Source organism: Sphingopyxis fribergensis (assembly GCF_000803645.1).
In the GTDB taxonomy this organism is placed as follows: domain Bacteria; phylum Pseudomonadota; class Alphaproteobacteria; order Sphingomonadales; family Sphingomonadaceae; genus Sphingopyxis; species Sphingopyxis fribergensis.
The window spans coordinates 4,701,516-4,722,088 of record NZ_CP009122.1 but is presented as its reverse complement, the minus strand read 5'-3'; the positions used below and the strand labels follow the sequence as shown (position 1 = coordinate 4,722,088).

Sequence of the window (20,573 nt, the reverse complement as noted above, 5' to 3'; positions counted from 1 at the left end):
CGCGCTCTGTTATCGACTATGACGTTCGTGGTCGGCGCGGCGATCTTACCGCCATTTCGATTTAATATGCGTCGAACCTCGACGGCGTGCTATGCCCTGCGTTCGGGGCGATGGTCGGCGACGTCGCTCAACCTCCCCCGGATTTGGTTGCCGACAAGGCCGCGTCCTGCGGTCCAGGCCGACCGGGAAGGCGCGCCGCATGGCTGCCGACAATCCACCGATCAATCTGGGCCGCACACTGGGGCTCGCGATGGCGCTTGCCTCCGACGCGCCGCTACTGCTGCTTGACGAAAATCTGGCAATCGTTGCGGCTAGCGACAGTTTCTGCGCCGCCTTCGGTATCGATCCCGATACCGTCACTGGGCGGACGATCTACGACCTCGACAACCAGCAATGGGACCTCCCGCGGCTGCATTCGCTGATCGATGCGACGCTGTCTGGCGCGGCCGAGGTGGAGGCGTATGAGGTTGATATCGAAACCAGCCTCGGCGGCCGCCGCCGGCTGGTGCTCAAGGCACAGCGGCTCGAATATGGCGACGGCCTGAACACGCGGATGATGATCACGGTGATCGACGTGACCGAGGTCAGGAAGAATGAAAAGCGCCAGAAGGAGCTGGTCCACGACAATGCCGCGCTGCTCCACGAAATGCAGCACCGCGTCGCCAACAGCCTGCAGATCATCGCGAGCATATTGATGCAAAGCGCGCGCAAGGTGCAATCCAGCGAGGCGCGAGGCCATTTGAGCGACGCGCATCAGCGCGTGATGTCGATCGCGACGCTGCAACGCCATCTCGCCGAATCCGAGGGCGGATCGGTGGAGCTCGAACCCTATCTGGCTCAGCTTTGTGCCAGCATCGGCGCATCGATGATCTATGACCGCGAGCAGCTGACCCTGACCACCCAGGTCGATGCGGTGTCGATCAGCGGCGATGTGTCGGTCAGCATGGGGCTGGTCGTCACCGAACTAGTGATCAACGCGCTCAAGCACGCCTTTCCGGATGGCCGCCCCGGCCATGTCGTCGTCGGCTATGCTGCAAAGGGCGGCGACTGGACGCTCTCGGTGTCCGACGATGGGGTCGGCATGGACGAAGACCCCGAACGATCGGCGGCGGGGCTGGGGACGCGGATCGTCCAAGCGCTCGCCAAGCAATTGGGCGCGGAGATCGCGGTCGAGGACGCCGCGCCGGGAACGCGCGTGTCGCTCACCCACACTGGCCAAATCGCGCGGCAGGTCGCCGCCAATGACAAAGCGGAGAGCGCCGCTGTTTGACAACCCTCCCGCAGGCGGGACGGAAAATTCCGGACAACCCAGATTGTTCGCATCTTAGCCGCGCAGCGTCTATCCAACGAGTTCGCCGAACGGACCGGACTGGCCGATTTCGGTCCGTCGGCTTTCCGAGCCAGACCATGCGAAGCGGACATTTGCTGCCGTCCCCGCACCTTGAGATCAATAGGGCTCCGCGCCGATGTCGTCTGGGGCCTCCGGAGACAGAAGATCTGCCATCTCGCGCAGGATGGCGCGTGCCGCCGGAATGTCGCTCGCCAGCACCTGGTTGACGGCATCGACCTCGAATTCGCGCGTCCGCAACGCGGCGGCGCGCACTCGAAGCCCGCGCGCCGTCCGTGCGAGTATTTCTGGCGACGGAGCCTTATTGGACGCAGCGGCAGCAGGGACGCGAGCAAGGAGGCGCACGCGCAGCGACGGGTCGACGAGCAAAGTCAGCGCGCCGGCGGCGGTCAACGCGCTTTGCAGGGTGTCCCAGCCGGTGAGTTTGCCGCCCGCCTCAAATCCCCAGCGCAGCAGCAGGTCGAATGCGGCGTCGAGCCCCTCGTCCCACTCGCGATTGTTAGCCATCGCCGCAAATTCGAACAATTGGTCAATGAACGAAAAGGCCTCAACCCATTGCGCCGTTTCCTTATCGCGCGGAATGAATGTGAGCGAGGAAAAGAGCCAGTGCGCGGCTTCTTCAAGTTCCTTGCGGCTGTGATCGGATGCGGACGGCGCGCGCGATGCGGCGATCAAGAGCTCGCTGATGCCGCAGATCCAGAAGATGATGTCGAGCGTGACTTGCGAGCGCTGGTCGACTGCGCTTTTCAGCAACTTGCGGACCCCTTCATAAAGCTGCTCGGCCCACTCGGCGAGATTATGCGAGAACCTTTCACCGAGCGCGCTGCCTGCGTTTAGTTCTTGAAGGCTGTTGACCAAGGTCGTGAGATCGGATCGGAGCGACTGGAATTCGGTGCTAGAGAAATAGGGGGCGATCGCGCGCGACTGGCTCGAAGCGATAGGCAGATCGGGAAGCGCCAGCATCGCCGTCGCGGCGGTGAAGGCGGCGTCGCGAACCTGCCGCGCCGCATAGCCACTGTTGGCATCTTCTGCGAAGAGGAGCGCCAGTTGCAGCTTCGCGAGCTGTTCCATCGCCGTGATCGAGATGGGGAGCGCGTCGCGCTTCAGCGCGCCGGTGACGCCGATCATGCCGATCTTGCCCGCGATACCGGCAGCCTCTGCACTATGGCCTTTCGCAATTAGGCGCTTGGCCGCTTCCGACAGCGTTCGCACGCCTTGCATTACCGTGTCGATCAGCGTCGTCGGGAGCGCGGCTTCGACGCTGCGCTCGAGATATCCGGCGGCGAGCAGCGCGTGAGACGGTGAGCGCCCTATTCCGGGATATTCGATTTCGAGATATGTTTCGATCAGCGCGAGGTGTGTGTCGTAAAGCTGCTCGAGGTGCGGCTCATCAGCGCGACTGATCGCGGCGGCGCGCACCCGCCGCAATTCTTCGAGCGTCGCATTCACCGTGCCATCGGTCACCATTGGGTTGTCGATCATTATGGCGCGGGCCTGAAAGGTTCGGCCTTTCGCGGCAATATAGCTCCGGTTCAACTGGACGACGCTCGACAAGGCGGCCGCCGAGACTTCGAGGTCGCCGCGCTCGGCGGCCTGGCGAGAGAAGGCGATCGCTTGCGCAATCGTCTTGCGGACCGAGATATCCCAACCCTTGTTGGTATTCATGATCGCGGCGCGGCGCACATCGAGCTCAGGTTCACCGCGGCGCCAGCCGACCTTATTCTCCTCCGCCTTGATCAGCGGCGTGAGCCAGTCGAAGCGACGACTCCATCGACGAATGTCGCGTGCGCTATTCTCGACGAGCATATCAAGCTGCGAAACGGGATCGACGAGCCGAAGCGAGCGGCGATAGGCGTGGAAGAGCAGGCGAAGGATCAGCGCCAAGGCCACGAGTCCTGCGAGAATGATATGCCCGCTGTAATTGGGGTCATTTGCAAAAGCGAGAGAGACCAAGCCAATCGAGAGAAGGAAGGCAGCGGCAAAACTGCGGAGAAGTCGACCGTCCGAGCTGAAGCGGTAGAAAAGTCTATAGGGGAGGCGCTCGACATTCACCTGCATCGCGAAGAGGATGAAGGACGCGACAATCGTGGTCGCACCGATCATGGCGCCGCCAATCGCGATCACGACATCGGAGAGTGTTTTAAGTCCGGGCTCGCCGAGACGCGGCCCCACCAAGGTTTGGAATGCATCGGCGATGAGTGCAGCGCCGCCAAACACGAAAGTCCAGACGAACGGTTCGATCGCACGGCGACGGCGGCGAACCTTTTGACTAAGTTGACTGCCGGCCCGGATCGTCAGCCCGACCAGGATGGCGCGCAGCCGCTCTGGCCATCCTGCAGACCGGATATCGAGTTGGCTCCAGAGCGTCGAGATCAGGCCCTTCATGACGTCTCTATAGCTAGGGTCAGGACTCATTGATCAGAGCCAGAAGATGACGGTTGCGGCGAGGGCGACGGCGGAGAAGAAAGCCTTCGGGCACCGATCGTAGCGTGTTGCGACCCGTCTCCAGTCCTTGAGGCGGCCGAACATGATCTCGATGCGGTTGCGGCGTTTGTAGCGGCGCTTGTCGTATTTGACGGTCTTGTTCCGTATTTTCCGGCCCGGGATGCAGGGCGTGATGCCCTTTTCCTGCAAGGCATCGCGGAACCAGTCGGCATCATAGCCCCGGTCGGCGAGCATCCATTGCGCTTTGGGCAGACTGTCGAGCAAAGCGGCTGCGCCAGTGTAATCGCTCACCTGCCCGGCGGTCATGAAGAAGCTGATCGGGCGGCCATTCGCATCGCTCACGGCATGCAGCTTGGTGTTCATACCGCCTTTCGTGCGGCCGATCAGGCGTCCCGGACCCCCTTTTTTACCCCAAGACTCGACGCCGTGCGGTGGGCCTTCAAATAGGTCGCGTCGATCATGATCGTCTTGCGCTCGGGAGCCTGAGGTGTCGCCAGGCCTTCCATCATGCGGATGAAGATGCCCTTGTCGCTCCACCGCTTCCAGCGATTGTAGAGCGTCTTTGCCGGGCCATATTCTCTCGGCGCATCCCGCCACCTCAGCCCATTACGATTGACGAAGATGATGCCGCTCAAAACCCGCCGGTCATCGACGCGCTCCCGGCCATGGCTCTTCGGAAAATACGGCTGAAGACGCGCCATCTGCTCGTCCGTCAACCAATACAAATCACTCATCATTCAGGCTCCTCACCCCAAGCCTGAATCACAGCCGTCACCGCAAATCAATGGGTCCTGACCCTAGAGTACATAACCGCCATCGATCGTCAGACTCGCACCGGTCATGTAACTGGCCTCCGGGCCTGCCAGGTAGGAAACGAGCGACGCGACCTCCTCTGCTTTGCCGACGCGTCCGAGCGGAACAAGGTCGCGCAGGCGCGGGACCATCGCCGCCGTCAGATCCGTTTCGATGGGCCCCGGCTGGACATTGTTGACGGTGATCCGCCGCGGCGCCAGGTCGAGAGCGATGCCCTTCACCATGGTCGCGACGGCCGCCTTGGTCATGGCGTAAACGCTGCTGCCCTGCGAGCCGGTCCGGACCGCCGTGTTGCTGCCGATCGTGATCACGCGTCCGCCATCACGCATCTGCGCGATCGAAGCCTGGATGAGGAAGACGCCACGTATGTTGACGTCCAGCATCAGGTCGAGATCCTCGAGCGTGAACGCTTCGATTGTTGCGCGACGAAGGACGCCGGCATTGACGACGACGACGTCGAGCGTGTCCAACCGATCGACCGCCTGCGCGACAGCTGCGGTGATGGCGCCTGCATCGGCGCTGTCGGCCCGGATCGCGACGGCACTGCGACCCAGGCCGTTGATCGCTCCGACAACCTCAGCGGCGCGATCAGGCTGCGAGACATAGGTCAGCGCCACATCGAAGCCATCCCTGGCAAGCCGGATCGCGGTTGCGGCGCCAATACCGCGCGATCCGCCAAACACCATGGCAACCCGGCCGCTCATGGGATCAGCACCAGCTTTCCGGTGGTCCCACGGCTTTCCATGGCTGCATGGGCTCTCGCTGCATCCGCGAGGGCATATTCACCGCCGATCCGGACCTTGAGCTTGCCGTCCGCAACCCATCGGAAGAGCTGTGATGCATGTTTGGCAAGCAGCTCCGCTGTATGGATGTGATCGAAAAAGACCGCGTAGCCGATCTTGATGCTCTTCGGCAGGCTCATGATATCAAGCGGCCCCGGACCGCCCAGTACCGGCCCATACCAGCAGAAGGTCCCGGAGCGACGCAGCACATCAAGCGAACCCTTGAACGTCGCTGGTCCCGATCCGTCATAGACGACATGGACGCCCTCTCCATCGGTCAAGCGTAGCGCCTCTTCGGCAAATCGCCCTTCCGTGTCGACGATCACATGGTCAGCGCCCGCCTCGCGCGCGGCCGCCACCTTGTCCTGCGACGAAACCCGCCCGATCACCCGGCCACCACAGAGTTTGATGATCTGGGTCAGGAGGAGACCCAAACCTCCTGCTGCGGCATGAACGAAAGCGATGTCGCCGGGCTGGACCGGATAGAAATCGGTCGCGAAATGGCTCGCGGTAAGACCCTGCATCATGATCGAGGCCGCTGTCCTGTCGTCGATCGCATCGGGAACCGGCACCAGTGACGTCGCAGGAACGGCAATCCGCTCGGCGTAGCTGCCGGGCGCATAGACCCAGGCAACGCGCTGGCCGGGCTGGACAGTCTCGACGCCTTCGCCCACCGCCAGCACGCGGCCGGCGCCTTCGACGCCCAGGATTTTGGGATTGGGCGTTTCGGTCCAGGCCATGCCCTGACGCACGCCGATGTCCATGAAGTTGACCCCGGCAACAGCGATCTCGACCAGCGCCTCGCCTGGTCCGGCGGCAGGCTCGGGTCGCTCGGTATGATCCAGCACCTCTCGGCCGCCGATCATCGTCATCACCACTGCTCGCATGTCTTTCCCCTTATTTGAATGATCGTTCCCTAATTGCTCAAAAAAAGGGTCAGCGCAGCGCGCGCATGACCAACTCCTGCAAGCTGCCCAGCGTTGATCGGTCGGCGCCGCCTCGTCCGGCGATGCGGATCCCGGCGATATTGGCGATCAGAAACTGCGCGATCGTATCGGGATTGAGGCTGCCCAGAATATCGCCCTCACGTTGGGCGTCGCGAACGCGGGTGGCGATGGCCATGTGCAATGTCCTGCCCAGTGCTGAATGGATATCGACGAGGTCCGGTCGCGACGCGCCGAACTCGCAGGTCGAACCGACGCCAAGGCAAGGCGTGGCGGCTGTCGCCACGACACGGCGCAGCATTGCGTTAATACCGTCGATGGCGCGCGCGCCGCTGCGAAGCGCCTCGAAATGCGCCGCGCACTCGCCCATGCCGTAGCGCCGCACCGATGCGCAATAGAGTTGCCACTTGTCTCCGAATGCAGCGTAGAGGCTCTGCCGCCCAATGCCCATCGCGTCCACGAGCATCTGGGCCGAACTGCCCTCATAGCCATGCTCGCTGAACACGGTGATCGCACCGTCCAGAGCAGCATCCGTATCGAATTCCCGAGGTCTTGCCATGAACCATGTATAGCGATTCAGGAACGAGCATTCAAGAAAGAATTGCATCGCACGTTTACGGGGCTGATGATGGCGACAAAGCTGAGCGAAGAAATCACCGAAGGCGCTGATGCGCTTCGGCACGGGTTTCCGCTTCCGTCGCACAGAGGTTCTCGGGGTGGCATCTTCTTCACTCAGCCCTTCTCTCGACATCGCGTAACTCCGTCAGGAGCGCGCCGCCCGGCTCCCCCGCCGCCCCGAACATCCGCTGCTGTATCTCGATCGCGAGCGGCATCGCGACCTTGAGGGCCTCAAGACCAGCGGACGTAATCGCGACGCGCTTGGCGCGCGTGTCCGATGACGATGGCAGCCGCGCCACCAATCCTTTCTTCTCTAGTGCCTTGAGCATCAGCGAGACCTGCATGACATGAATGTCGGCATGCCGAGCGAGTTCGACCTGGGTCGTGGGTTCCTCTTTCCGGCACAGCCAACCGACCATCGCGAGCGTTGTGAATTGCAGATGCGTAAGGTCCAGCGGAGCCAGCGCCCGGTCGATCGCACGCTGATAGCGGTGCATCACCCGCCAGAGTAGGAATCCCACCGCGTTCTCCGGCGCACGGAGTGTCTCTCGCGCGTAAAAGTCAGTGAGGGATTGTCGATCGATGGTCATGCATGGGTCCTAAGCTTCAACGCGTCATGGTAAAACGGATCTCCCGGGCGCCCCAAAAGATGGGGAACCGGATTAATAGTAAATGCATTTACTATCTGAACCACATAATATGATGCGTCCCTCCCCAGCAACACAGGAGTTGGCATATGACCAAGCTCGACATCGCCTTCTGGAATTACGACCGCGCGCAGGCGCTGCGAGATGGCGAGGTGACGATCGAAGGCGTCGAAGCGACGTTCCATAACGGCAGGATCGTCACTGACATCTTCGAAGGCATGGTGAAGCATCGTGCCTACGATGTCTCTGATCTCGGCCTCAGCTATTTTCTGCGCACCATGGACACCGAGGAAGCGCCATTCAGGCTGCTGCCAGTTCCGCTGCTGCATATGTTTCGCCACTCGGCGATCTACATCAACAAGACCAAGGGCATCGAGCGCCCACAGGACCTCAATGGCAAACAGATCGGCGAGCTGGCGCTCTACGGCCATGATGCCGGCGTGATGCCCAAGGGCATGTTGTCGGACGAGTTCGGCTTCCGGCCCGAGAGCTGCCGCTGGATCGTCGGCGGCATCGATTTCCCGCTGAAGCCGATCGACTGGCTTCCCAAGCCCGTGCCCGACGGCGTCGAGGTCGTCTATGCCGCAGCCGACGAGGATCTCGGCGAGATGCTCGCCGCCGGAGAGATCGACGCGCTGATCTCCGCTGACGCCCCCAAGTGCGTGCTCGAGAAGCAGCCGAACGTCGGCCGCCTGTTCGAGGATTACGAGACGGTCGAGCGAGATTACTACAGGCGCACCGGCATCTTTCCCATCATGCACATGGTCTCGGTGAAGAAGGAACTGGCAGGCGACGCCGATCTGATGCGGGCCGTCTACAAGGGCTTCCTGGACGCCAAGGAAGCAATGGCGGAGAAGCTGCGCAGGGGCATGACCTTCAACAACATGACGGTGATGGTCCCCTGGCTCAGCCATCTGATGCAGGAGAATATCGACACGCTCGGCGCCGACTGGTGGCCCTATGGGGTCACGAAGAACAGGCCCGCAATCGAGGCTTTCCTGCGCTATCACTATGAGCAGGGCTTGTCGAAGCGGTTGTGGACGATCGAAGAGGTGTTCGTCCCGGCCCTACTGGATAGCTGAGCCATGCGCCTGATCGCGCTCGAGGAGCATATCGCGACGCCGGAAGTGGTGGAGGCGTGGCGGCGGCTCGATCCGCAGTGGCGGGACGTCGGCTTCGGCAACTCGTCCGAGGGACTGGTCGGGGCGGCCTTGCAGAATTTTGGCGACGAACGCCTCGCCGCGATGGACGCAAGCGGCGTCGATGTGCAGGTGCTCTCGCTCACCACGCCCGGCGTCCAGAATATGGATGCCGACGATGCGGTCCGCCTGCAGGCGCAGGTCAACGATCTGCTGGCCGAGACAGTGCGCGCGCATCCCGACCGGTTTCAGGCCTTCGCCACGCTCGCGACGCCGGATCCCGATGCGGCGGTGAAGGAACTCGAGCGGGCCACGATGCGGCTCGGCATGAACGGCGCGATGCTGTTCGGCCGCACCCGAAACAGGAACATGGATCATCCGGACTACTGGCCGATCTATGAAGCGGCGGCGGCCATGCGGGTACCGCTCTATCTCCACCCGCAATCCCCGACCCCGGCTGTGCGCTCGCAACTCTACGCCGGCTTCGATTCCGACGTCAGCGCACTGTTCGCGATCGGAGGCGTCGGTTGGCATTACGAAACCGGGGTGCAGGTGATCCGGTTGATCCTGTCGGGCGTGCTAGACCGTTTCCCGGACCTCACGCTGATCCTCGGCCATTGGGGCGAGATGATCCTGTTCTATCTCGAACGGATCGACCTCCTGGCAGGAGCGGCAAAGCTGCCGCGCCGCATGGAGCAGTATGTGAGGGATCAGGTCTATGTCAGCCCGAGCGGCATGTTCAGCCAGCGATATCTGGGCTGGGCAGCCGAGGTGATCGGTACCGACCGCATCCTCTTCTCGACCGACTATCCGTTCGTGCCGGCGAGCCGTGATGGTCGCCACTTTCTCGAAGAGGCCGACATCTCCGACACCGATCGCGCGAATATCGCGAGCGGCAATTGGGATCGTCTTATTGCACGCATCCGGCGCGGCGCGGGAGGTTCGGCATGACTACGCTCGATATCGGCTGCTCGCGCTACGACCATGTCGCGGGGCTGTTCGACGGCAACATCAAGATCGAAGGCGCCGAAGTGCGGATGCACAGCGCGGATATTCCCTCCGACATTTTTGAGAAGATGATCCGCGAAGATGCTTATGACGCGGCGGAACTCGGTCTCACCTACCTGCTGCGGCTGATCGATGAGGGGGACGATCGTTTCGTGGCCCTGCCTGTCTTTCTCGCCCGCGTGTTCCGGCATTCGGCGATCTACATCAACACGGAGGCCGGCATCGCGCGGCCGGAAGACCTCGCCGGCAAGACGGTCGGCGAGTTCGGCCTGTACGGGCACGACGGCGGCGTCTGGCCGAAGGGCATCCTGTCCGACGAATATGGTATCTCTCCGGACCAATGTCGCTGGGTGATCGGCGCGACCGACTGGTACATGCCACCGTTCGACTTCATCGCGCAGCCGCATCCGGCGAACGTGGACGTACAGCCCGCGCCCGAGGGCCGGACGCTCAGCGACATGCTCGAAAGCGGTGAGATCCAGGCGCTGATGTCCGCGCGGGCACCGCGTTGTTTCGTCGAGGGTTCTCCCAAGGTCGGCCGCCTCTTCCCTGACCACGAGGCGGTCGAGCGCGACTATTTCAAGCGCACCGGCATCTTTCCGATCATGCACACGCTGGTCGTCCGTCGCGAGCGGCTCGCTGCGGATCCAAACCTCGCCCGCGCGATCTTCGACGCCTTCGCAAAAGCCAAGGAAGAGGCGCTCGATCGCCTCCGCAAGGGCATGGTGGAGATGAACTTCAAGACGACCTTGCCTTGGCAGACGCCGCTGCTCGCGCGCGACCGCGCGCTGCTCGGCGACGACTGGTGGCCCTTTGGAATGAAGGCGAACCAGGCCGCGCTCGACACTTTCTGCCGGTACTTCCACGAACAGGGCCTGTCGCGTCGGCGCTTCGCTATCGACGAGCTATTCGCGGCTGACCTTCTTCAGACCTGAAGAGACGGACGGCGCCGGGTCTCAACGCGAATGCCTCCGTTTGCGTCTGCATAGCTGGCATCATGTTTCGAGTTTAGGGCGTCCTGATTCGATACCGATGTGCGCGGTTGCGGCGCGCCGGACGCAACGTGACATTGGATTTAAGAACCTACACCCCGATATTATTTCATATCCTGCCAGCTCTTAGTCGAAGCGCATTGCCGATCACGCTGACGGAAGAGAGAGCCATGGCTGCGGCGGCGATGATCGGCGACAAGAGCAATCCGAACGTCGGGTAGAGGGCGCCGGCCGCAATTGGCACTCCAGCCGCGTTGTAGACGAAAGCGAAGGTGAGGTTCTGGCGGATGTTCGTCATGGTCGCCTGGGACAGGCGACGCGCTCTGACAATCCCTGTCAGGTCACCCTTGAGCAGCGTGACGCCAGCGCTTTCGATCGCGACGTCCGTACCGGATCCCATGGCGATTCCGACATCCGCTGCGGCCAATGCCGGCGCGTCGTTCACACCATCGCCTGCCATAGCGACGACTTTGCCGTGCGCCTTGAGACGCTCGACCACCGCGGCTTTCTGGTCCGGCAGCACATCGGCTTCAACCTCATCGATACCAAGCCGCCGTCCGACGGCTTCCGCCGTGACCCGATTGTCCCCGGTCAGCATGATGATGCGGATGCCCTTGGCTTGCAGAGCCTTGAGCGCGTCCACCGTCGTCACCTTGATGGGATCGGCGATCGCGAAGATGCCGCCGATCCGATCATCGACCCCGATATAGATCGCCGTTGCGCCGTCGCGGCGCAGATCATTAGCCTGCGCGGACAGAGTATCGGTATCGATGCCGTGTTCTTTCAGGAAGGCGGCATTGCCGAGAACGATATGCCGGCCCTCGACCGTCCCCACCGCGCCCTTGCCAGTTGGCGAATCAAACTCGGCGACCGCCGGTATCGTGATTTTCCGCTCTTCAGCATGTGCCACGATCGCCAAGGCGAGCGGGTGCTCCGAAGCCCTCTCGACGCCAGCAGCCAGACGCAGCACCTCCGCTTCCGTGAAGCCAACGCCTGTGACGATGCCTGTCACGGCGGGCTTGCCTTCGGTCAGCGTGCCCGTCTTGTCGACTACAAGCGTGTCGACCTTTTCCATCCGCTCCAGCGCTTCGGCATTCTTGATCAGCACGCCGGCCGCCGCTCCCTTGCCGACACCGACCATGATCGACATCGGCGTGGCCAGCCCGAGCGCGCAGGGGCACGCGATGATGAGGACGGAGACGGCGGCGATCAGCCCATGCGCCATGCGCGGTTCCGGCCCCCAGATTCCCCAAGCCGCGAACGCCAGGAGCGCAACGCCGATGACGACGGGAACGAACCAGCCTGAGACTTTGTCCGCCATGCGCTGGATCGGCGCCCGCGACCGCTGCGCGTCGGCGACCATCTGCACGATCCGCGCGAGCATGGTATCGCGGCCGATCTTGCCGGCGCGGATGATCAGAGCTCCGGTCTGGTTGAGCGTGCCACCAACCACCGTATCGCCCGCTTGCCGCGTCACCGGCATGGACTCGCCGGTCAGCATGGATTCGTCGAGCGAGGAACGCCCGTCCTCGACCGTGCCATCGACGGGCACGGTTTCGCCGGGCCGAACCCGCAAGCGATCGCCGATCGCCAGGGCCTCGACGGAGACGTCTTCCTCTGCGCCATCGTCCTTGATCCGCTGTGCCGTCTTCGGCGCGAGATTGAGCAGGGCGCGAATAGCGCCGGACGTCTGCTCGCGGGCGCGCAATTCCAGCACCTGACCGAGCAGCACGAGCACGGTGATGACCGCCGCCGCTTCATAATAGACGGCGACCGTGCCGTCGGCTGCGCGAAAGGCGTCAGGAAAGATCCCCGGAGCGAACGTCGCCACGATGCTGTAACCCCAGGCGACACCGGTGCCCATCGCGATCAGGGTGAACATATTCAGGCTGCCATGGACGATCGACGCACAGCCGCGCTGGAAGAACGGCCAGCCGGCCCAGAGAACAACTGGCGTCGCCAGCGCGAACTGGACCCCGACCGAAACACGCATCGGCACGATGTGATGCAGCATGGGGATCAGGTGACCGCCCATCTCCAGGAGGAAGACGGGCAGCGCGAGCACCAGCCCGATCCAAAATCGCCGCGTCATGTCGGCGAGCTCAGGACTTGGTCCGGTTTCCTGCGTCGCGACCAGCGGCTCAAGCGCCATGCCGCAGATCGGGCAATTGCCCGGAGCATTCCGGCGAATTTCCGGATGCATCGGGCATGTCCAGATCGCGCCCTCCGGCACGGCCCTCGATGCCGCCGGTGCGGCATAATGATGGGCATGATCGTGACGAACGGACGCCCGATCAGCGTGCTCCCCGTGTGCATTCGCCGCCCACCCGGCATAATGGTCGGGATCGACCTCGAACTTGGCCTTGCAGCCGGCCGAGCAGAAGAAATAGCGGGCGCCGTCATGGTTCACATGGTGGGCCGTCGTGGCGGGATCGACCGACATGCCGCACACAGGGTCTTTGACCCAGCCATCGGCAGACGTTTCACCCGACGCATGATGGTGATGCGCATGGTGACCGTCGGCCGCCTCCACGGTGGATTGGGTCTTGTCGTCGTCGCCGGCCATCCAAATGCCTTCCCCCGCAGCGGCGGGCTCTCTATGCTCCTCAATCGGAGATCAGGTCGTACTCCTCGAGCAGTTTCGCGATCTCGGTGCCTTCCAGCTTCTTCATCAGCAGCTTGCGCAGGAAGGCCGGGCCGGGAACATCGATGCCCTTGCCGTCGCGCAGGGGCGTAACGGCGGCAAGCAGCGTGCGGATATCATAGGTCGAGTTGAACACTTCGGGCACGCCGCGCTCGACATCCATCAGCGTGTAGACGGCCTCCATTGGAGTCCGCACCGAATATTCGGTCGTAAAGATGCAATCGCGCTGCTTCGACTCAGCAAACTGGCCGATAAAAGCAAAATTGACCGCCCCCTCCGGCACCACGTCCGGCCGGTCGCCGGCCTGGCGCGGCATGAAGAAAGCGGTAATGTACGGCATCATCGTCGGAACGGTGCTGGCGCCCGTGGCGGCAAGTTCCGGGATGTCCTCGACAGGCACCCCGAGGTGATAGAGCCACTCCTGCGTGATCTCCTCGCCGGTGCACTCCTGCATCGGCTTCTTCACATAGTCACCGGGCTTGTCCACGAAGAGCGCATAGAACCAAGCGATCATCTGGTCCTTGGGCTGCTTCTTGAAATGGGGCTGCCGATGGACTGTCCAACTCAACAGCCACGCGGAATCCTTCACCGTGACGATACCGGCCGAGACGATCTTGCCGGTGAACGGATTCCGCTTGGTGATCTTCTCGATGTATTGCGGGATGCGGTGATCGAGCGCGGTGATCGAGGCCGAAGCCCATTTGGTCTCCGGGATATGCGCGCCGAACACGTCCGGACGCCCGAAGGCCGGGTCCTTGGCGGCGATGCGGCGCCACAGGTCCCAGGCCGGCGCGGGCCCGTCCTTAAGCTTCGCCGGGGTGTGATGATCGCCATTGTCGGAATTCTCCGTCAGCGATCCGATGGTGATGAAGACAAGATCGTCCGCGCCGAGATCGACCCCGCCTTCCTCGCCCTTCTCCTTCCAGTGGATGCGGGTTGCCTGCTTGCGGCCCTCCGCGATATCGAAGTCGACATCCGTCACCTCGACACCGTAGCGGAACTTCACGCCCCGATCCGTCAGCCATTTCACCAACGGCAGGACCATCGATTCATACTGGTTGTAGCGGTTGAATTTAAGCGACGAGAAATCCGCGAGATGGGCGATATGATGGATGAAACGGTGGATGTAGAGCTTCATCTCCAGCGCGGAATGCCATTCCTCGAACGCGAACATGGTGCGCCAGTAGAGCCAGAAATTGCTTTTGAGGAAGTCATCGCTGAAGACTTCGTTGATCCGCTTGTTTTCCATCTCCTCGCGGGTTGCGAGGAAGATCGAGATGAGATCCTTCTGCGCCCGGTCGTTCAGCGTCAGCAGGTGCTTGTCGGGAACGTCCTGGCCCTGGTTCTGGGTCGTGCGCTGAAGTGAGACATTGGGATCGTCCTTGTTAAGCCGGTAGAACTCGTCGAGAACGCTGGCGTCCTCGATTTCCAGCGAGGGGATCGAGCGATACAGGTCCCACAGGCATTCGAAATGTTCCTCCATCTCGCGGCCGCCACGGATGACGAAACCCTTGTCCGGCACATCGAGACCATCGAGCGCGCCGCCGGGGATATCCAGCTCTTCGAGGATGGTGATACGCTCACCGGCTACACCGCCGTCGCGGATCAGGAAGGCTGCGCCCGCGAGGCCCGCGAGACCCGAGCCGACGAACCAGGCCGTTTTCCTGTCTGCGCCCTCGGGCTTGCGGGGACGAACGAAGGCTTCATAGTTTCCGCTGCTATAGTGCATGGCGAACTCCTGTTGTTCTTGTGGTCGGATCAGTCGGCGGGCTTGTAGCTGTAGAAGCCTTCGCCCGAGGCGATGCCGAGCTTGCCCTTGTCGATGTAGTTTTCCTTCAGCCATGCGGCGAGCGACCGGGCATGCTCATCGCCGTGGGAGAGGATGTTGTAGGGTGTGTTGAGCCCGATCATGTCGTAGATCTGGAATGGTCCCAGCGGTGCGCCGGTGGCGATCTGCCATACCTTGTCGACATCGTGCGGATCGGCATAGCCGCCGGCCGCCAGATCGGCGGCGGCGTTCAGGAACGGCACCAAAAGCGAATTGAGGACGTAGCCCGCCTTCTCCTTGCGCATCGGGATCGGCACCATGCCGATGGCGGAGGCGAAGGCGATCAGGGCGTCGAATACGGCCGGATCGGTGTCGTCGGTGCCCATCACCTCGGCAGTGTTGAACTTCCAGATGCTGTTGGCGAAGTGCAGCGCCAGAAACCGATCCGGGCGGCCGGTAAAGGCTTTGAGGTCGCTCGGGAGCAGGGTCGAGCTGTTGGTGGCGAAGATCGTCCTGTCCGGCGCAAGCGACGCCAGCTTCTCGTAAAGCGCCTGCTTGATTTCCAGCACTTCCGGGGCGGCCTCGATAACCAGATCGGCGTCCGCGACGGCCGCGCCAAGGTCGCCCACCAGGACGATCCGCCCGCGCGCTTCGGATGCCTTGCCGCCGGACGCGTCGGGCACCTCTTTCACGTAGGTCTCGACAAGTATGGCGAAACGCTCCCTCGCCTGTTCAAGCGCGTCCTCGCTGATGTCGTAGGCAGTGACGTCGAAGCCGCTATAGGCCGTCTGGAAGGCTATCTGGCTGCCGAGGACTCCCATGCCGAGAACTGCCACTTTCGTGATATCGCTCATTTGCTCTCCTTCTTCGCTGTATCGACACAGAGAAACGGAGCCGCCACCTCCACCGGGACACGGGCCAACTTGCCGGTTTCGCGATCGACCAGGGCCCACTGTGTCAGCGAGACAACGATCGTCCGGCCGTCATCGCCGTGGAATTCGACACATCTCGCATAGCGCGCACCTCGCGGCGCTCCGACGACCCAGGTGATCGCGCTGACCTCATCTCCTGCCCGGACATTGCCGCGATAATCGACCTCATGGCGCAGTACGACCGCGACGAACCGGTCGCGATCCTGCCGACGCGCGGCCGTCAGCCAATGCGCCACCGACGCATCCTGAATCCACGTCACCCAGACCGCATTGTTGACATGGCCAAGTTCGTCGATGTCAGCGTCCCGGGCGTGGAAGCGGATATGGAAGCGCCGATGCTCATCCACCTCGCCGACGAGCGGGTGTCCCTGCTCATCGCAGCCGATGCGTCGACGATCTGACACGATCCCGCTCACGAATACGCCTGCTCCTCATGCGACGCGCCCAGTCCTGCCATGGTACGGAAGAAGCCGACCAGCATCTCGTCGCGCGGCATGGCGCCTCCGACATCGCCCTGGACCGCCAGTCCCATCCAGAGCGCGTAAAGACCGATACCGGTCTGCATCGGCGGCAAGGTCGGACGCAGTGCGAAACGTTGCGTCAGATCGGCGACGAGTTCACCGAACATCCGATAGCAGGCCGCCTTACCCTCTCGGTGCCGCTCGGCGAAAGCCGGATCGCGCCGGGCATGAAGCTGCAATTCGATCGAGAGCAGCGACCATTGTGCCTCGTCGGCCAGCTTCGCGAGCCGGGCGGCCAACACCTGCAGCGTCGCCTCGATATCGTCGCCGGAGCAGTGCGCGACCAGGTCGCGGAGCAGTGTGACCTCGTCCTGGATATAGCTCTGCAGGATCTCGACCAGCAGATCGTCCTTGCTGGCGAAGTTCGAGTAGAAGGCGCCCTGCGAATGCCCAGCGGCGCTGCAAATGTTGCGGATCGACATGGCGGCGACACCCTCCTCCACGATCGAGGAATGCGCGGCAGCGATCAGCCGGTCCCGCGTCTGGCGCTGCGTGTCCTTGCGCGTAAGCGGCATGGGTTCGTTCTCCAACCAACGGGCGAGACGGGCGAAACCTTTTCGGAGGTCCCGCGTTCTCAGTGAAACCAGATATCATCTGATATCCGATTTCAACGGCGATTTCGACCCGAAATCGCTCGTAGGCAATGAAATCTCAGCGTGAAGGAGCGCCCTTGGCTCAAACCTACATCGGCTATTCCCCAGACGTGGAGGTTATCGGTGAAGACGAGGAGCGGCTGACCGCCGAAATCCTCGAGATCATGGCGAGCACCAACCGCAAGGCCTTCGAGCGGCATCGCCATGCGGTGCGCGACGCCCATGCCAAGAGCCACGGCTTCCTCAAGGGCGAACTCGTCGTCCCGGAACTGCCGGAGCATCTGCGCCAGGGGCTTTTCGCTCGCCCCGCCACCTATTCCGTGGTGATCCGCCTCTCATCAGCGCCCGGCGACATTCACTCCGATACGATCCCCGCGCCGCGCGGCATGGCGATCAAGGTGATCGGCGTCGAAGGAGAGCGGCTGCTGCCCGGTGATCAAGGCGGCAATCAGGACTTCCTGCTGGTCAATATCCCGATCCTGAGCTTCGGCACGATCGGCAAATATCGCCAACTCATCGGTCTTCTGGAGAAGAATGCGCAGAATCCCGCTTTCCTCCAGCGCGCCATGGCCGGTGTGGCGCGCGGCGTGGAAGCCGCGGTCGAAGCGGTTGGCGTCGAGCCCGGCGCCACGCTGCGCGGCCTCGCACGCGACAACGACCATCTGCTGGGCGAGACCTATCATTCGATGGCCGCGATCCGCTTCGGCGACTTCATCGCCAAGATCAGCGCTGCGCCGCTGTCCGACAATGTCCGCGCGCTCACCGGCAAGGATGTCGGCACGGTCGGGGATTCCACCATGCGCGACCTGGTGGTCGAGCATTTTCGCGAGCAAGGCGCCGAGTACCAGATCCAGGCACAACTCTGTACCGATCTCGAAAAGATGCCGGTCGAAGATGCGGCCGTGCTCTGGCCGGAAGAGCTGTCGCCGCACCAGCCGGTCGCGACGCTGCGCATTTCGCCGCAGGACGCCTATTCGCCGGCGCGGCGCGTCTATGGCGACGATGGGCTGTCCTTCAACCCCTGGCATGGCATCCGCGAGCATCAGCCGCTCGGCTCGATCATGCGGGTGCGGATAGCCGCCTATGAGCGGTCCGTCCGCTATCGCCACGAGATGAACGCCCAGCCCCGCGTCGAGCCAGCGAGCATCGATGCCATCCCGGACTGACGATCCGATCATCACCCGTCATCACGAAAGGAGGCCAGCCATGGCCGAGACCGACGAAACTCCGCAGATCGACGAGACCCGCCTCCAGGCCATCCGGCGCCGGGTTGAGGAAGTGGTGGGCGACGCACCGCAGCTCGCCAAGCTCGCGCTCGAGCAAATGGTGACGAAGCACAATCCCGACCTCAAGGGCACGGCGGGATCGGCGGGCCGTGTCGGCGCCCAGTCTGGCAACGTCTCGGAATTGACCGCGATCGCCAACCTCAAGCCAGGCGGCGCGGACCGGCTGAAACGCATCTTCGGGCTGGTGAACGGCAATTTCGACGGCGCTCAGAAGGTCGGCACCCTCCACAACATGCGCTTCGTCTTCTTCGACAATGACACGCGCATCCTGTTCGCCACCGCCTATGACGGCGACTGGGACACCTATATCAACGACTTCGCCACCAAGATTCCCGACCTGATGGACCTGCTTTTCGCATCGGTCGAGGGCTGGCCCGGCATCGCCAGCCCGAAGGTCAAGGACTTCATCGCCGAGCATCAGATCACAGCCGCCGGGTGGTTCGTCGCCAACCCGCAGGTCACCGTCGTCGATGTGCGCCGGCTCCAGCGCATGGAGCACGCCGTCAACGAATTCCTCGACAAGGTGGGCTGAACATGACGCTTCTCCAGAAACTCAAGCAGCGCTTCCGGCGCGACAGCGTCACGCTCGATCTTCACGACATTCAGGCATTGATCCTGAGGAGCCGGCCGGAACCCTATGTCGGTGTCCACGCCATGCTCCATTTCAACGAGGCGGACGGCGCGCGCGCCCTGCTCGGACGGCTGGCGCCGCATATCGCCTCCGCCGACAACTGGAGCGAGGATCTCGATTTCTGGATCGGGGCCGCGCTCAGCTTCGAGGGGCTGAAGGCGCTCGGTGTTCCCGAAGCCCAGCTCAAGACCTTCCCGCTGCCTTTTCAACAAGGCATGGCCGCGCGCTCGGAGCAGCTTCGCGACTTCGGGCCCAACGCGCCGGAGAACTGGGACGAGGTTTTCAAGGCCGGCAACTGCCATCTCGCGCTGACCATCTACGCGGTCGACGATACGGCGCTGGACAAGGCTCTGGCGACGGCGCGCGCCGAACTGGACAAGAGCAGCGGTGTGACTTTGCTCGGCGAGCATCGCTTTGGTGCGCCAGATGGCGCGAAAAACCCGTTCGGCTTTCGGGATTCGATCTCTCAGCCCGCCGTCGATGGCAGCGGCGTCGACCCGCTGCCCGGCGAGGAACGTGCGATCAAGGCCGGCGAGTTCCTCCTGGGATACGAGAGCGAAAACGGCCAGGCGCTTGGCATGCCCGAGCCGGCCGCGCTCGGGAAGAACGGCACTTTCGTCGTCCTGCGCAAATACAACAGCCGGGTTGGCTGCTTCAACGCATTCCTCAAGGCGCATGGCGAGACGCCCGATGAGCACGAGCATCTCGCCGCCAAAATGTTCGGCCGCTGGCGCTCCGGCGCGCCGCTGACCTTGTCTCCGGACCATGACGATCCGGAATTGGGCGCGGATCCGCAACGGAACAACGACTTCGATTTCAAGGATGACCCCAAGGGCCGCGTGGTGCCGCTCGGCTGCCATATGCGCCGGCTCAACCCGCGCGATTCAGAGCTGACGCTGCTCACCGATGTCAACATTCACCGTATCATTCGCCGGTCATCGACCTTCGGCCCGGTCTATTCCGAGGATGTGGCACCGGAAGACGATGCCAAAGGAGATCGTGGGCTATTCTTCATCTTCATCAGCGCGCGCGCCTATGACACGATCGAGTTCATGCAGCAGGAGTGGATCAACCGGGGCAATTTTGTCGACCTCGGCGAGGAACGCGATCCGATCGTTGGCCTGCATGAGGATGACGGCCGGTTCACGATTCCGCAGGCGCCCGCGCGCAAGCGCATCGACGGCATCCAGACCTTCAACGTCATGAAGGGCGGCGAATATCTGTTCATGCCAAGCTTGTCTGCGATCCAATGGTTGGCGGCCGGGAGCTGGGGTTAGGAACCCGCTCGTCGATCGTCGGTCTTTGCGAACGTGCAGTTCATCAGGATCGCTCGGCCTCGCCATGATCTTTGCCGGTCGCGTCTGGACCGATCGGTAATTCTGACGTCTGCAAAAACTCCCTCGACCGCGTGACCGGCGAGGATGCTTCGGTCATCCAGACCGTTTGATCACAGGTGTTTCGG

General features: G+C 62.8%; 18 protein-coding genes. 7 read left to right on the top strand and 11 right to left on the bottom strand.

Annotated features, from left to right (window positions below; translation table 11 throughout):
- Positions 1-199: 199 nt before the first annotated feature.
- A complete protein-coding gene (locus SKP52_RS22105; protein ID WP_052208731.1) occupies positions 200-1,270 on the top strand; it encodes a sensor histidine kinase in 1,071 nt (356 codons plus the stop codon).
- Between the two features lie 177 nt (positions 1,271-1,447).
- On the opposite strand, the gene SKP52_RS22100 is transcribed toward SKP52_RS22105, so the two are convergent.
- From SKP52_RS22100 to SKP52_RS22070, 6 genes are all read right to left on the bottom strand, one after another.
- Entirely contained in the window at positions 1,448-3,733 is a 2,286-nt protein-coding gene (locus SKP52_RS22100) for a hypothetical protein (protein WP_039578846.1), read from the bottom strand.
- A 33-nt stretch (positions 3,734-3,766) separates the two neighbouring features.
- Positions 3,767-4,527, bottom strand: a protein-coding gene (locus tag SKP52_RS25740) for an IS5 family transposase (protein WP_148309286.1) whose coding sequence is annotated in 2 segments (ribosomal slippage) — positions 3,767-4,203 and positions 4,203-4,527 — 762 coding nt in all. Because the reading frame shifts where the segments join, the coding sequence is not laid out codon by codon here.
- A gap of 63 nt (positions 4,528-4,590) precedes the next feature.
- Positions 4,591-5,310, bottom strand: coding sequence for an SDR family oxidoreductase (locus tag SKP52_RS22085; protein WP_228383746.1), 720 nt, complete (start codon positions 5,308-5,310; stop codon positions 4,591-4,593).
- Positions 5,307-6,275 carry a quinone oxidoreductase family protein gene (locus tag SKP52_RS22080; RefSeq protein ID WP_039578842.1) on the bottom strand — a complete coding sequence of 323 codons (969 nt, stop codon included), beginning with the start codon at positions 6,273-6,275 and terminating at the stop codon, positions 5,307-5,309. Before SKP52_RS22080 ends, SKP52_RS22085 begins: the two co-directional genes overlap by 4 nt.
- 49 nt (positions 6,276-6,324) lie before the next feature.
- The gene (locus tag SKP52_RS22075; RefSeq protein ID WP_039582079.1) at positions 6,325-6,891 is read right to left on the bottom strand and encodes a TetR/AcrR family transcriptional regulator; all 567 of its coding nucleotides are present in this window, start codon (positions 6,889-6,891) and stop codon (positions 6,325-6,327) included.
- 169 nt (positions 6,892-7,060) lie between these two features.
- Positions 7,061-7,540, bottom strand: a complete 480-nt coding sequence (locus tag SKP52_RS22070) for a MarR family winged helix-turn-helix transcriptional regulator (RefSeq protein WP_228383744.1) — start codon at positions 7,538-7,540, stop codon at positions 7,061-7,063.
- Positions 7,541-7,686: 146 nt separating this feature from the next.
- On the opposite strand from SKP52_RS22070, the gene SKP52_RS22065 reads away from it, so the two are divergent.
- Genes SKP52_RS22065 through SKP52_RS22055 form a run of 3 tightly spaced genes read left to right on the top strand, consistent with a single transcriptional unit; the run spans position 7,687 to position 10,679 of the window.
- A complete protein-coding gene (locus SKP52_RS22065) occupies positions 7,687-8,679 on the top strand; it encodes a substrate-binding domain-containing protein (RefSeq protein ID WP_039578840.1) in 993 nt (330 codons plus the stop codon).
- A gap of 3 nt (positions 8,680-8,682) precedes the next feature.
- Entirely contained in the window at positions 8,683-9,687 is a 1,005-nt protein-coding gene (locus SKP52_RS22060) for an amidohydrolase family protein (protein ID WP_039578837.1), read from the top strand.
- Positions 9,684-10,679, top strand: coding sequence for a substrate-binding domain-containing protein (locus SKP52_RS22055; RefSeq protein ID WP_039578835.1), 996 nt, complete (start codon positions 9,684-9,686; stop codon positions 10,677-10,679). The genes SKP52_RS22060 and SKP52_RS22055 overlap by 4 nt, the downstream gene beginning before the upstream one ends.
- A 166-nt stretch (positions 10,680-10,845) precedes the next feature.
- Here the strand turns inward: SKP52_RS22055 and SKP52_RS22050 are convergent, their stop codons facing one another.
- The 5 genes from SKP52_RS22050 to SKP52_RS22030 form a co-directional block, all read right to left on the bottom strand.
- Complete coding sequence (locus SKP52_RS22050; RefSeq protein WP_039578833.1) at positions 10,846-13,302, bottom strand: heavy metal translocating P-type ATPase; 2,457 nt, start codon at positions 13,300-13,302, stop codon at positions 10,846-10,848.
- Positions 13,303-13,342: 40 nt separating this feature from the next.
- On the bottom strand, positions 13,343-15,223 hold the full coding sequence (locus tag SKP52_RS22045; RefSeq protein WP_228383743.1) for an oleate hydratase: 1,881 nt from the start codon (positions 15,221-15,223) through the stop codon (positions 13,343-13,345).
- Complete coding sequence (locus SKP52_RS22040) at positions 15,139-16,002, bottom strand: 3-hydroxyacyl-CoA dehydrogenase (RefSeq protein ID WP_039578828.1); 864 nt, start codon at positions 16,000-16,002, stop codon at positions 15,139-15,141. The genes SKP52_RS22045 and SKP52_RS22040 overlap by 85 nt, the downstream gene beginning before the upstream one ends.
- The gene (locus SKP52_RS22035) at positions 15,999-16,427 is read right to left on the bottom strand and encodes an acyl-CoA thioesterase (RefSeq protein ID WP_052209028.1); all 429 of its coding nucleotides are present in this window, start codon (positions 16,425-16,427) and stop codon (positions 15,999-16,001) included. Before SKP52_RS22035 ends, SKP52_RS22040 begins: the two co-directional genes overlap by 4 nt.
- Positions 16,428-16,492: 65 nt before the next feature.
- Complete coding sequence (locus SKP52_RS22030) at positions 16,493-17,116, bottom strand: TetR/AcrR family transcriptional regulator (RefSeq protein ID WP_039578825.1); 624 nt, start codon at positions 17,114-17,116, stop codon at positions 16,493-16,495.
- 155 nt (positions 17,117-17,271) lie between these two features.
- Here SKP52_RS22030 and SKP52_RS22025 point away from each other — a divergent pair, with 155 nt between their 5' ends.
- From SKP52_RS22025 to SKP52_RS22015, 3 genes are read left to right on the top strand one after another with little or no spacing between them, the layout of a single operon-like run.
- Positions 17,272-18,360, top strand: a complete 1,089-nt coding sequence (locus SKP52_RS22025; protein WP_228383742.1) for a catalase family protein — start codon at positions 17,272-17,274, stop codon at positions 18,358-18,360.
- A 40-nt stretch (positions 18,361-18,400) separates the two neighbouring features.
- The gene (locus SKP52_RS22020; RefSeq protein ID WP_039578818.1) at positions 18,401-19,012 is read left to right on the top strand and encodes a hypothetical protein; all 612 of its coding nucleotides are present in this window, start codon (positions 18,401-18,403) and stop codon (positions 19,010-19,012) included.
- Positions 18,916-20,388 carry a Dyp-type peroxidase gene (locus SKP52_RS22015; protein WP_228383741.1) on the top strand — a complete coding sequence of 491 codons (1,473 nt, stop codon included), beginning with the start codon at positions 18,916-18,918 and terminating at the stop codon, positions 20,386-20,388. Before SKP52_RS22020 ends, SKP52_RS22015 begins: the two co-directional genes overlap by 97 nt.
- Positions 20,389-20,573 lie beyond the last annotated feature (185 nt).